This window comes from Chroococcidiopsis sp. CCALA 051 (assembly GCF_003015105.1).
Classification (GTDB): Bacteria; Cyanobacteriota; Cyanobacteriia; order Cyanobacteriales; family Chroococcidiopsidaceae; genus Chroococcidiopsis; species Chroococcidiopsis thermalis.
This window is the reverse complement of the sequence record NZ_PYCI01000176.1, coordinates 1-12,039: the sequence shown is the minus strand read 5'-3', so window position 1 is coordinate 12,039 and position 12,039 is coordinate 1. Positions and strand designations below refer to the sequence as shown.

The window sequence follows — 12,039 nt, the reverse complement described above, 5'->3', positions numbered from 1 at the left end:
TTGTTCTAAAAGGCACTCTATCGGTTCGATGGCTTTTCTGTCTACTGCCAAGCGCCAAAAACTGTCCGAAGTATTGAACTAGTAAGAACATTGAAAAATCTCCTTTAAACGAAACCGGATGGTACATGTATGGTGCTAGGGATGAGTCAGGGCTATTTATCGTGCAGGCTTTAGCCCCCCGCGCTCTGTTGCAGGTCAAACCAGAGAGCGCGATTGTGGGCAAGCAGTCAGTCAAAAAGTATCTCAAACAAGAGTCTTGGGACAATTTGGCTGCCCAAAAAGGGAAAATTAGCTCTATCCTGCTGGGTGACGAGACAATTCAAACAAGAAGTGCTGCTTGGCACGAAGGTAAACGGGCTTTACTCATTCACGTCTATGGTGGAATTGGTGGTAAGAAAACAGAACCCAAGGCAAAAACTCCGCTTTACTTCGGTCACTTTGCTTACGGAATTGCCAAGGTAGTACGGGAGCCGTTAACTGACGAATTGCGGTTTGAGATAGTTTATCACCAGATCTACACTCATAATACTGATGGACTGATTGCAGGCAGCTTGCATTGGTCGCGTTACATGGGCGATCGCTCCTTTGGCTGGTTGGGATTGCGTCCAGTTGCCGATACCATAGTCGAACTTGATGGGTTTACTGGTGATTATGAAACTATTGATGGTTGGAAGCGATCGCCACTCGATCGACTCATTCATCAGTTAGAAATTATGGCAGCTCGCTACCGCATCGGCGATGGAACTGGAGGAACGTTTGTTGGACCTGCGTATAATTGCACTCAAGATGCGAATCAAGCCTTGTATGCAGCACTGAGGCAAATAGCTAGAGCGATTCGTTCTCACCCAAATGTTGAAGAGTGGAGAAAACAACATCCCGAACAGTTGCACAGATTGGAGCAGCTAGAACGGTTGGGGAAAGATTTGAAGCGTTTACTCTTACCTTGGGGAACGGCACGCGCAGACTGGAGGGATCGAGCTGAGGTATTAGGTAGCACCCTGGAAGATGACCCCGTGCAAAACTTAATCCGCAGTTTGCTGACTTGGCGCACTATCTTACCTCGTTTAACCAGCGATGAGGTGACTCAAGCATTTATCAAACAGGGTGGATCGGCATGGGTGTTGCGAACTAACCAGGTTGGTGGTATCGATCCTGATATCGAACCTGTTGCTCCAATGACGCTGTAGTTGAATTTCTATTGGTCTAACCAGTTAAGCAGCCCCAATGAAGTCATACTTCCGAAAAAGTGAGTACCAATCAGATTGACGTTTGCCAAAACCACAAAAAGATCTAGGGAACGAATGACATTTTCAGGTCTATAGACTGCTACTCCTTGAGGTAGAGCTAGTGATTTTGATAGGACAGCAATAACAGTGGCTTCAGATGCTAAAAAAGCTAACAATAAACCGATCGAACTAACGATAAACCCAGTTTGTAATACTTGAATTACGTCCTCTTTCCTTGGATGTAATTCACGATTGGGCGACTGTAAAAGTTTGTCCAAACGCCTGTATCGGTTCACCCAATAGAGTCTGAAACACAGCAGTAAAATTCCAATGATACCTAAAAAGACTCCAAATCCCATAACTGAATTTGACGTTGTTTGGACAGTGGAACTACGGCTAAATATCGCTAACGTCAAAGCTAAAAAAGAAACAGCCCCTAATGCTAATTGTACCCAGAAACTAATCGGTCTTACTACGCCGAAGGTGGCTGCCAATCGTTGTTTAGTCGGTGTAGGTAGGTAGGAATTTAAGTCATTTGACATATTCTTCTTAAGCCTAATAAACTCTCTTTTGATTTTTGAAATGATTTTTGAAAATTATTCTTAATTCAGTAGTTTTATGCTTGACATAGCGCCATAAGTAGTTAATGTTTTCTAATTTTTACTTAGCGGCAGCAGCCGGCAATTGCTCTGGTTTGATTGTAATATTTTGAGCCGAACCATTGCGGTTAACTTCTAATTGAAGAGTCTTTCCAGCAGGTGTTGCTTCTATTCGATCTTGTATTTGTTCGGTGTTTTGAATTTGAACTCCATTGACTTCGGTAATGATATCCCCAGGACGTAACCCACTACGCGCTGCTGGGGAATTGGGAGCCACAGTTACAATTAAAACTCCTCGATCTTGAGTGACTTTAAAACCAAGATTACTTTGGTTGATTTGCTGTTGAATTTCCGCTGTTAGTTCAATCAGTCGCACACCTATATAGGGATGATAAACTCGACCAGTTTCAATTAATTGATTAGCAACCCGCTGTGCTGTTTCAATTGGGATTGCAAAACCTAACCCTTGCGCTCCGCCAAGAATTGCTGTGTTAACACCAATTACTTGTCCTTGAGCGTTGAGTAAAGGTCCGCCGGAATTACCAGGATTAATTGCGGCATCGGTTTGGATAAAGTCAAGGCGTATGTCTTGAATACCGATATCAGATCCACTACGTCCTGTAGCACTGACAATGCCTTGAGTAACTGTGTTATTTAGACCTAAAGGATTACCAATAGCGATCGCCCATTGTCCAACAACAATGTTGTCAGAATTCGCTGGTTCAACTGTTGGTAATCCATTCGCTTCAATGTCGATAACTGCTACATCTGTTACCTTGTCAGCACCGATTACCTTACCTGCAAAACTTCTTCCTTCTCTAAGAACGACTGTAACTTCATCAGCACCTTCCACAACATGAGCATTCGTCAAGATGCGACCATCCGAGCTAATAATAAATCCAGAACCAATACCGCGTTGAACCCGTTGCTGAGGAGGTAACTCACTACCAAAAAAACGGTCGATCAAGGGATTACCAGAGGCTCCAGGTACATTTACAGTACGAGTTGCATCAATGCGTACAACCGCAGGTCCTACCTTTTGAGCAACTTCAGTAACAAAGCTAAGATTATTTGGCTGGGTGGCAACTTGAGGCGAACTTTGTTCAGTGTTTGTAGCGTTAGGTTGTGATTGTCTAGCTTCTGGGTTTCTAAGCTCGGTACATCCTGCACTGCTGCTAATAATAAACATTGCCAGATAGAGCGTAGGTTGCTTTAAAAAACGCTTCATGTTAACAAAACCTTGCGAACTGATTAACTAAGCTATGACTAGCTTGAATTTATTTGGCAAAAGTGGAAAGCTAGTATTTATTCAAAAAAATATGAGTTAAAAACTTGATAAATATAGCAGTTCTAAATGATTTGTAAAGTAGGCTTCTAGCCTGCGGCAGGCTTCTACCCTGCTCCACGTTCATGAATCAAATAGGATTGCTATATATACTTTGCTATTAGCTAATGCACTACACCCTGCTTAAGGACTAAATATCAATTTAAGTCAAATCAATCTTTAGGAAGATGTAGCGAGTAGGCATAGTTTTATTCTAGATAGTAATCAATTTAGACAATCAAATAGAAATAACATGGTTCTTTACAAACTTGAAGATTTCGACCCGAAATACCAGGACACTGTTGGTCGAGATGAGATTAAAGGGCTTGACGTTTATACAGACAAAGATGATGAAAAGGTTGGCACCGTCAAGAATATCCTAGTTGATGAAGCAGGTCGTTTTCGGTATTTGGTGATTGAAACGGGTTTTTGGATTTTTGGTAAGCAAGTATTGCTACCAGTTGGTCGTACCCGTATTTTCCCGAATAGTAAACGTGTCTATGCTTTAGGGTTTACCAAAGAGCAAGCAAAAGATTTACCTGAGTTTAACAACGACTTGAAAGTTGATTACGATTATGAAGAGCGGGTACGAGGAGTTTATCGTACCGCGCCTTTAGAAGCAACGGCACCTTTAGAAGCATCAGCACCTTTAGACACACCGACGGCATATAAAGCTCCTACAACAGAAGCTATCTCGACTCCAGCCACAGACGCTATTGGAGCTGGGACTACCAATGCAAATTATGCTCGCGATACATACACTTACGAGCAAGAACCACATCTGTACGATCTCAACGATCGCGATCGACAAACCCTCAAACTGTACGAAGAACGGTTAGTTGCACATAAAAACCGCCGTAATGTAGGAGAAGTAACGATTGGTAAACACGTTGAAACTGAAACAGTACGGGCTTCAGTCCCAATCGAAAAAGAGCGAGTTGTGGTTGAGCGAGTAACTCCAGCAGACGCTGGCACGCCAGGTTCTCCTGCAAATGCCTTCCGTGAAGGGGAAGTGGCACATGTGCAAATCTACGAAGAAACTCCTGACATTCGCAAAGAAACGGTTGTGGGTGAGGAAGTCAGAATCAGGAAAGAAGTAGAGCGGGATACGGTTGAAGCTCAAGAAACAGTTCGTCGAGAAAAATTAGACATCAATACGCAAGATCCTTCAGATTATAGATAGAAGACTCTCATGATTTTTCATCTAGCCTTCTTTAGGTAACGTTCTCAATTAAGCCTTTTGGCAAGTTGAAACAGATGAGTCTTGAAAAACAGTGCAGGCGAGGCGGATGTCAAGCTCGGCTTGCACTGTTTGTATTGTTGTAGACTACGCCGTACTGGAAGGATTTTTGATTCAAATTAGCCAGTGAGCGATACATCGACACCCGCCTATATCTGAAAAATCCAAAAGTGTTTCAACCCCAACACTCTTGAAGATGCTTTAGAAAGCAGACACTGACACATTCGATATTGTGTCGTTGTTTCCAAACTAAACAGGACAGACTCAGCCGCGTGTTGTCAAAATTGACGTAGATATTCTTTACCTGGGTACTGAATCGCCAATTGAGTTCGGCGGCAAGATTATGATGTCCACTCTTTAGTGGAAACGGACGGGTAAAGAATAATGCCACGATATATTCGCTCTCGATCGCCCATTCAAGAAAACAGGAGGATTTGATGACGGCTGCCAAAATTCTTGCATTTGCTGGGAGCGCCCGCCAAGGCTCTTACAACAAAAAACTGGTGAAAATTGCGGTTGAAGGAGCCAAAGCCACAGGTGCAGAAGTCACCTACCTAGATTTTCGCGACCTGCCTCTGCCGCTTTATGATGAGGATTTGGAGGCAGCTGAGGGACTACCAGAAAATGCCCTCAAACTCAGGGGGTTGATGAAAGCACATCAGGGTTTCCTGATAGCCTGTCCAGAGTACAACAGTTCTATTACTCCTTTGCTCAAAAATGCGATCGATTGGGCATCGCGTCCTGAACCTGATGAACCTCCATTGGCATTGGCGTGTTTCAAAGAAAAGACCGTTGTGTTGATGAGTGCTTCTCCTGGAGGATTGGGCGGTCTGCGGGGATTGGCTCATGTCCGCTCCATTCTCAGTAGCATTGGCGTTCTAGTGCTGCCAGACCAGAAGGCAATTGGCAGTGCTTATCAGGCATTTGATGAAAATGATAATTTGAAAGACGAGTCTCAACAAACAGCGATCTTGCAACTCGGCAGCAAACTCGCAACCGTGAGTGCCCAATTGAATACCTGACCTAACTCCCGAGCGCGATGCTCCTCATTCGTTATGCAAATTAGATACTAACAAAGCAAATAGCTATGTGGGAAAAAGAAGCCTGGAAACTGCTGGAAAACTCCATCATTTACTATCAAGGGCGACCGATTGGGACGAAAGCTGCCCAAGATCCAGAGATGAAGTCACTCAACTACGACCAGTGTTTTATCCGCGATTTCGTCCCTTCAGCCTTGGTATTTCTCATGCATGGCAGAACGGAAATCGTGCGTAATTTCTTAACCGAAACACTGGCGATGCAGAGCCACGATAAAGGGATGGACTGTTTTGAGCCAGGATCAGGTTTGATGCCTGCTAGCTTCAAAGTGGAACATGACGGTGAAAGAGAATTTATCGAAGCTGATTTTGGCGAAGATGCGATCGCTCGCGTTCCTCCGGTTGATTCCTGTTTGTGGTGGATTCTGCTACTACGAGCTTATGTCAAAGCCACAGGCGATATTGCGCTTGCCCATCAATCGGATTTTCAAACGGGAATGAAACTGATCCTAGATTTATGTCTGGTGCATCGATTTTCTATGTATCCTACGCTTCCAGTTCTTGATGGCTCGTTTATGATTGACCGTCGCATGGGGGTTGGCGGGCATCCATTAGAAATTCAAGTGTTATTTTATGCTGCTTTACGGACTGTAAAAGAACTGTTATTGCCCCAAGATGGAGGCGATCGCTATCTTGATGCCGTTATTCAAAGATTGGGGGCTTTAAGATATCACATTCGCGAATACTACTGGTTAGATTTGCAACGAATCAATGAAATTTATCGCTTTAAGAATGATGAGTTTGGTCAAGAAGTTGCTAACAAATTTAACATTCATCCTGAATCAATTCCCGCTTGGTTAACCGAGTGGTTGCCCGAAAACGGAGGCTATTTAGCCGGAAATTTGGGACCAGGACATATGGACTTTCGCTTCTTTGCCTTGGGAAACTTAATGGCAATTTTAGCTTCCCCAGCTAGCTCTGAGGAATCTCAAAGCATTATGAATCTATTTGAGGAGCGCAGTTGCGATCTAATTGGATTTATGCCTTTGAAAATCTGCTTTCCAGCTGTAGAAGGCTTGGAGTGGCGGATTGTCACTGGATCTGACCCCAAAAACTTGCCTTGGTCTTATCACAATGGTGGCAACTGGCCCACAATACTATGGCTATTTGCCGCCGCCGCGCAAAAAACAGGGCAGCAAGAACTGGCTTCTCGTGCGATCGCTCTTGCTGAAACTCGTTTAATTGAGGATAGATTTCCTGAATATTATGACGGCAAGCAGGGGCGCTTAATTGGCAAATCAGCCAGAATTTATCAAACTTGGACGGTCGCCGGATTGCTAGCCGCAAAAGAGATAATGAATAATCCAAAACACATTGAGTTACTCAGTTTTGAGGAGGAAATTGAGAGTCCAGGTTGTAGGGTGTGGTAAGAGCGAGAAGAGTTATCACTACTGCACCACACTGATGTGGTTAAGACAAGAAATCAATATATCTAATTAGGCTCTGTCACTGGGTGATGTATCGACACCCACTAAGCCTGAAATCAATCAAGCGTGTTTTTATTAGGCTTCCAGATGCAAGAACTACTTATCCCTGACAATAAAATGAGAGCAGTCCCAGGTCGCACGCTTTCAACCGACGCAACTTGTTACTTCAGGCAGGAGCAGCAGGTGGAGCCTTGCTTGTGGCAAGTCACGTTGGCGCGCAAACTTCACCTCCGGTTCCTGCCTCTCCCATGACCAGAACGTCTATAGGCGGCGGCTTGCTATATCCGCAGCAAAATCAGCTCCGCAACGTGTTCGATATGTCAGGTTTGTGGCAGTTTCAACTCGACCCGCAGGAGGAGGGCGAAGCGCGAGGCTGGTTCAAGGCGCTGAGTGCGCCGCGTCAGATCGCAGTGCCGTGCAGTTGGAACGACCTGTTTGACGACGCGCGCAACTACCTCGGACTCGCTTGGTATCGGCACGAGATGTACGTCCCGTCGGCTTGGCGACAAGAGCGAGTGTTTCTGCGCGTCGGCTCGGCGAACTATGCCGCGAAGGTGTGGGTTAATGGTACAGTCGTGGTACAGCACATGGGCGGACACCTGCCGTTCGTCGCCGACATTAGCGATCGGTTGGTGTGGGATCGACCAAACGTCATTGCGATCGCGATCGAGAACAAGCAGCTGCTGGATCGCGTCCCGCCTGGTCTCGGAGAAGGTGGCGGCGGAGTAGCCGGAGTTCTCGGCGGGTATCCGGCGACGACGTATGACTTCTTCCCTTACGCGGGGTTGCACCGCCCCGTGGTGCTTTATTCTGTCCCAGCCCAGCAGCATATCGATGATATTACTGTCGTCACAACCATCGAAGGCAGAGACGGCATCGTCAATCTCAAGGTGGAGACTAGCACCCAGTATCCCGGCACGGGTAAAGCTCGGATAAATGAGATCGAAGCTGACTTGAACTTCCGTGCTGGCTCTGCCGAAGCCACCTTACGTGTCCCTTCGGCGCGGTTTTGGAGTCCGCAAGACCCGCACCTCTACCCGCTGACTGTCACGCTCACTAACGGGCAGCGCGTCACCGATTCTTATTCACTAGATATCGGCATCCGCACCATCGCCGTGCGCGGGGATCGATTGCTGCTCAACGGGCAGCCGATCGAACTCACTGGGTTCGGCAAGCACGAAGATTTTCCGCTGACGGGGCGCGGGCAGAACCTACCGATGTGGATACGCGATTACGAACTGCTTAAGTGGAGCGGTGCCAACTCCTTCCGCACGTCGCACTACCCCTACACTGAAGAGGCGATGATGCTCGCCGACAAGCTCGGCTTTCTAGTCATCAACGAGATCCCTGCCGTCGGCTTAAACTTCGAGGACCCAGAGCCAGCGACTCAGCAACGTCTGGCGCAGTGTTTGCAGCAAATCCGCGAGTTGGTCGCGCGCGACAAGAACCATCCCAGCACCATTATGTGGAACGTGGCGAACGAGCCGATGGGTGGCGTTCCGCTAGGTGGGGCATCGGTTCCAGCAGCCGTCGAGTCTGGGATGCGCTTCTTCCGCCAAATGTATGCCGAGACGAAGCGGCTGGACCCGACGCGACCCGTCACGCTCGTCGGAGTGCAGCAAGGGGTACGCGACTGGCACGGTATCTTCGATGTGGTCTGCGTCAACGGCTACTACGGATGGTATACCCAGTCGGGACGGCTCGAACTGGGGAGAGAGGCGCTGGCGCGCGAACTGGACGCGCTGCACCAGCGGTTCGGCAAGCCCATGATGGTCACAGAGTTTGGCACCGATACCATTCCTGGCGCTCACAATCATCCGTCCGAGATGTGGACGGAGGAATATCAGGTTGAGTTCACACGTGGCTTCCTCGATGTCGCGGCGCAGCGACAGTTCATGGTAGGAATGCACGTGTGGGCATTTTCCGATTTCAAGACCGGTCAAGGCACCATGCGTGCGGCGGGAATGAACTTCAAAGGCGCATTTACTCGCGATCGCCGACCCAAGATGGTCGCGCATTTCCTGCGCGATCGCTGGGCTAAAAAGTGAAGAACTACTTTCGATTGAAAGCAGGGACGCAGCTAAAACACCGATCCTGCTTTTCGATCGTGGAGGAGAATCAGAGCAGGAGAATAATTGCGAATACGCTGACATTCAAGCTTGTCGGATAATGGGAAGAGTAAAAATCCTTATAGCCGCCACCAGTTTCCCCTGAAATCATTAGCCATTGCATCTGGTTAACAATGCCCTAGCTGTTAAGGAATTCCACTTGCATCATTTGGAAGTTGTAGAAAAAATCTAGCAAATCTTCACATAGTGCATTCATTTCAAGATTTCCTGTCCGTTTGGTTATCTGAATCGTCTGCTTTTGCCTTCGTCCGCTGCGATGGTTGTGCAAAGGGGAGTTGCCAACCACGCCATCTAGCTAAAAGGCGAATCCCAAAGCAAAGAACTGCTCCAGTCATCGTCGTTGCATTAGGCGACAGGTGCAATACGTGTCCAACCACCACCACGAGCGCACCCGCAAGCGCAGCAACCGCATACAAATCAGACTTCAACACGTTAGGAGGCTCGGTGACAAGCAGGTCACGCGCCATGCCGCCACCGATTCCAGTTAGCATACCAAGCAACGCTGCCATAACTGGGTTGAGTCCATAGGCGAGTGCTTTTTGTGTACCAGAAACCGCAAAGAACGCCAGTCCCGCACTGTCGAACACCAACACGAATCTATGCAGGCGCTTGGTGAAGGGATGCCAGAAGAATGTGATTAAACCCGCAAGGAGGGAAGTGGCGAAATAGCGCCAATCGTCGATTGCTGCTGGTGGGACTGCACCAAGTAGCACGTCACGAGTAATTCCACCGACTGTACTAGCGACGAAGGACAGTACAAGCACGCCAAACAGGTCGAGTCGGTTCATTATCCCTGTTGTTGCACCACTGAGCGCAAAGACGAACGTGCCAGCCAGATCGAGAGCAAATAGAAGCTCATGCATCCTTGCCCACAAAAGTGCAGTCATCTTGAGATCCCTCGTGCCAAACTGGACAAACGAACCTTCTGTAGTCCTAAGCCAGACCAGTCTGCCATCAGCCGCTGCCTTACACCGACAGCCAAGGTCGCGTCGCAATAATCAATGCCTTGACTCCGGTTTCTAAGGTTGGGTGGATGACGGGTAAAAACTTTGGGCTATGGTTGGTCGGGATTTCGTTCAGGCGACCTGCCTCTTTAGCTTTTGCATAGGTGTCGGGATCGGTTCCGCCGATAAACCAGAATACTGATGGAGCGTGCCACCCAGTTCCAAACGTGCCAAAATCCTCACTCGCTGATGCAGGTTTGGTCTGCCGGATTCGATCGTCGGAGAAATACTGCTGGAACGCATCGACTACGCGCTGCGTGGCTTCCCGATCGTTCGTGACAAGTGAATAGTGGTCGATCAGTGTTATTTCCGGCGGCTTGGGGGCACCGGATGCAGCTGCCTCGGCGTTCACAATTCGCTCGATCGCAGACAGTACGCGCTGGCGCACGCCCTCGTCAAAGGTGCGAACGTTTAATTCGATCGTCGCTTCGTCGGGAATGACGTTTTCCTTGGTGCCAGCCTGTAACGAACCGATTGTGACTACAGCGGACTCAGTGGCTGCAATCTCGCGGGAGACAATAGTTTGCAGCCGCATCACCGTTGCAGCCGCCACGATCACCGGATCGATGCTGGCTTGCGGCATCGATCCGTGCGCGCCGCGCCCATATAATCGGATATGCAAGCTGTCAGCGGCAGAAGTAGTGACTCCAGTGCGACCACCGATCGTACCTGCTGGACCCACCATAACATGCTGTCCCAAAACCACCTCAGGCTTAGGGAAGCGAGTCAAGAGTCCGTCATCGATCATCGCCTGAGCACCTTCCCCAGTCTCTTCAGCAGGTTGAAAGACCGCCATCAGTGTTCCACGCCATGCTTCGCGCGCTTGTGCGAATAGCGTCGCTGCGCCGACTAGACAAGTGGTGTGCATATCGTGACCGCAGGCGTGCGCTACTGGGACCGTTTTCCCGTTAGAGTCAGTGCTCTTGACCTTGCTGGCATAGGGCACATCGGTTGCTTCCTCGATTGGCAGCGCATCCATATCAGCGCGTAGCATGACTGTCGGTCCATCGCCGTTACGCAGCAGACCGACCACGCCGGTGTTCCCAACTCCGGTAGTCACTTCATACCCAGCGGAGCGAAGTCGCTCCGCTGCTAGATGGGCTGTCCGTGTCTCCTGCTTTGACAACTCGGGATGCTCGTGCAAGTCTGTGTAAAGCGCCTCCAATTTCGGAAGCAGGTCGTCGAGATTCGCAAGTATAGGATCGGAAGAACTTGTCTTTTCTGTGTTCATGGCTCTGGCGCGATCTTTTGAATACTTAAGCAAGGAAAGATTTGCGATCTTTGGCGTACTCGGCTTGTTTTAGTTTATGAGCAAGAATCCGCCCAGCTCTACATCTCACAAGATTTGTTGTAATTCTTTACCCATAGCATGGAGTGCCGTTGGGTTTAGCAGTTGCGGCTCTGTTGCCAAAAATATTTTAAGTAATAAAATCTCTTAGCCTGAAACTGATTTAAGTAACAACTCTGAAGTTATCTGAATAAATGTTACTGAAATAACAGCAAATTTTCTCCTTACATTTCAATAGGTGTGGCTCGCTACCGTACATGGTGAAATTGGTCAATTTACATTATCTTTATCTATCTACAGAAGGAAGAAAAGCAGGGCAAGCGCATTTAAAAATTAATGACAAACCTACTCGAAAATCCCAGACTTGTCATCGATCCGCCCATTTATCAGAAGACTCTGGCGGTTCGCGGATCGTAGAAATTCCGCGTCACGTTCGATCGCATCAACCCCTAGAGCCTGTCTCTGAAGTATTTTGGCACTACACTATTGGACAGCAGTACTGCTGTAGGAACGCTGGACTTTATGCCAGCTCTATCTACAAAGCTACTTTAGTTTTGGGAAGCGATAGTCGCTTGGTGCTGACCGTATAACATTTTGTTCAGCGAGTGAAACACGGTTCAGATATAAGCAATACATCGGACAGAATCAGGCGGCGATAGTGCCGTAGGAACGTAGACTTTGGTAGTTGGGATGAGATTTAATCAA

Annotated in this window: 10 protein-coding genes; 6 read left to right on the top strand and 4 right to left on the bottom strand. The window is 47.9% G+C overall.

All coding sequences use genetic code 11. The features are described from left to right. Positions 1 to 125: 125 nt before the first annotated feature. Positions 126 to 1,187, top strand: coding sequence for a hypothetical protein (locus C7Y66_RS27675; RefSeq protein WP_199197682.1), 1,062 nt, complete (start codon positions 126 to 128; stop codon positions 1,185 to 1,187). Between the two features lie 8 nt (positions 1,188 to 1,195). Here the strand turns inward: C7Y66_RS27675 and C7Y66_RS27670 are convergent, their stop codons facing one another. After that, positions 1,196 to 1,768 carry a DUF3611 family protein gene (locus tag C7Y66_RS27670; RefSeq protein ID WP_106548041.1) on the bottom strand — a complete coding sequence of 191 codons (573 nt, stop codon included), beginning with the start codon at positions 1,766 to 1,768 and terminating at the stop codon, positions 1,196 to 1,198. Positions 1,769 to 1,886: 118 nt separating this feature from the next. Further along, positions 1,887 to 3,053 carry an HhoA/HhoB/HtrA family serine endopeptidase gene (locus tag C7Y66_RS27665; RefSeq protein ID WP_106548040.1) on the bottom strand — a complete coding sequence of 389 codons (1,167 nt, stop codon included), beginning with the start codon at positions 3,051 to 3,053 and terminating at the stop codon, positions 1,887 to 1,889. Positions 3,054 to 3,402: 349 nt separating this feature from the next. On the opposite strand from C7Y66_RS27665, the gene C7Y66_RS27660 reads away from it, so the two are divergent. From C7Y66_RS27660 to uidA, 4 genes are all read left to right on the top strand, one after another. Next, positions 3,403 to 4,332, top strand: coding sequence for a DUF2382 domain-containing protein (locus tag C7Y66_RS27660; RefSeq protein ID WP_106548039.1), 930 nt, complete (start codon positions 3,403 to 3,405; stop codon positions 4,330 to 4,332). A 494-nt stretch (positions 4,333 to 4,826) separates the two neighbouring features. Then, complete coding sequence (locus C7Y66_RS27655; protein WP_199197681.1) at positions 4,827 to 5,411, top strand: NADPH-dependent FMN reductase; 585 nt, start codon at positions 4,827 to 4,829, stop codon at positions 5,409 to 5,411. Positions 5,412 to 5,476: 65 nt separating this feature from the next. Beyond that, on the top strand, positions 5,477 to 6,856 hold the full coding sequence (locus C7Y66_RS27650; RefSeq protein ID WP_106548037.1) for a glycoside hydrolase 100 family protein: 1,380 nt from the start codon (positions 5,477 to 5,479) through the stop codon (positions 6,854 to 6,856). A gap of 305 nt (positions 6,857 to 7,161) precedes the next feature. Further along, positions 7,162 to 8,961 (top strand): beta-glucuronidase, encoded by a 1,800-nt coding sequence (gene uidA / locus C7Y66_RS27645; protein WP_199197680.1) that lies wholly within the window; start codon positions 7,162 to 7,164, stop codon positions 8,959 to 8,961. Positions 8,962 to 9,239: 278 nt separating this feature from the next. On the opposite strand, the gene C7Y66_RS27640 is transcribed toward uidA, so the two are convergent. Both C7Y66_RS27640 and C7Y66_RS27635 read right to left on the bottom strand, forming a co-directional pair. Next, the gene (locus tag C7Y66_RS27640) at positions 9,240 to 9,929 is read right to left on the bottom strand and encodes a trimeric intracellular cation channel family protein (protein WP_199197679.1); all 690 of its coding nucleotides are present in this window, start codon (positions 9,927 to 9,929) and stop codon (positions 9,240 to 9,242) included. A gap of 79 nt (positions 9,930 to 10,008) precedes the next feature. Next, entirely contained in the window at positions 10,009 to 11,277 is a 1,269-nt protein-coding gene (locus C7Y66_RS27635; RefSeq protein ID WP_106548035.1) for a M20 family metallopeptidase, read from the bottom strand. 314 nt (positions 11,278 to 11,591) lie between these two features. On the opposite strand from C7Y66_RS27635, the gene C7Y66_RS27630 reads away from it, so the two are divergent. Next, positions 11,592 to 11,924, top strand: a complete 333-nt coding sequence (locus C7Y66_RS27630; RefSeq protein ID WP_106548034.1) for a hypothetical protein — start codon at positions 11,592 to 11,594, stop codon at positions 11,922 to 11,924. The last annotated feature ends 115 nt before the right edge of the window (positions 11,925 to 12,039 follow it).

What these genes read in the sequence shown, in the direction of transcription:
- C7Y66_RS27675 (WP_199197682.1), top strand. Translation starts at nt 126, where the DNA reads ATGTATGGTGCTAGGGATGAGTCAGGGCTATTTATCGTGCAGGCTTTA.
- C7Y66_RS27670 (WP_106548041.1), bottom strand. Translation starts at nt 1,768, where the DNA reads ATGTCAAATGACTTAAATTCCTACCTACCTACACCGACTAAACAACGA.
- C7Y66_RS27665 (WP_106548040.1), bottom strand. Translation starts at nt 3,053, where the DNA reads ATGAAGCGTTTTTTAAAGCAACCTACGCTCTATCTGGCAATGTTTATT.
- C7Y66_RS27660 (WP_106548039.1), top strand. Translation starts at nt 3,403, where the DNA reads ATGGTTCTTTACAAACTTGAAGATTTCGACCCGAAATACCAGGACACT.
- C7Y66_RS27655 (WP_199197681.1), top strand. Translation starts at nt 4,827, where the DNA reads ATGACGGCTGCCAAAATTCTTGCATTTGCTGGGAGCGCCCGCCAAGGC.
- C7Y66_RS27650 (WP_106548037.1), top strand. Translation starts at nt 5,477, where the DNA reads ATGTGGGAAAAAGAAGCCTGGAAACTGCTGGAAAACTCCATCATTTAC.
- uidA (WP_199197680.1), top strand. Translation starts at nt 7,162, where the DNA reads ATGACCAGAACGTCTATAGGCGGCGGCTTGCTATATCCGCAGCAAAAT.
- C7Y66_RS27640 (WP_199197679.1), bottom strand. Translation starts at nt 9,929, where the DNA reads ATGACTGCACTTTTGTGGGCAAGGATGCATGAGCTTCTATTTGCTCTC.
- C7Y66_RS27635 (WP_106548035.1), bottom strand. Translation starts at nt 11,277, where the DNA reads ATGAACACAGAAAAGACAAGTTCTTCCGATCCTATACTTGCGAATCTC.
- C7Y66_RS27630 (WP_106548034.1), top strand. Translation starts at nt 11,592, where the DNA reads ATGGTGAAATTGGTCAATTTACATTATCTTTATCTATCTACAGAAGGA.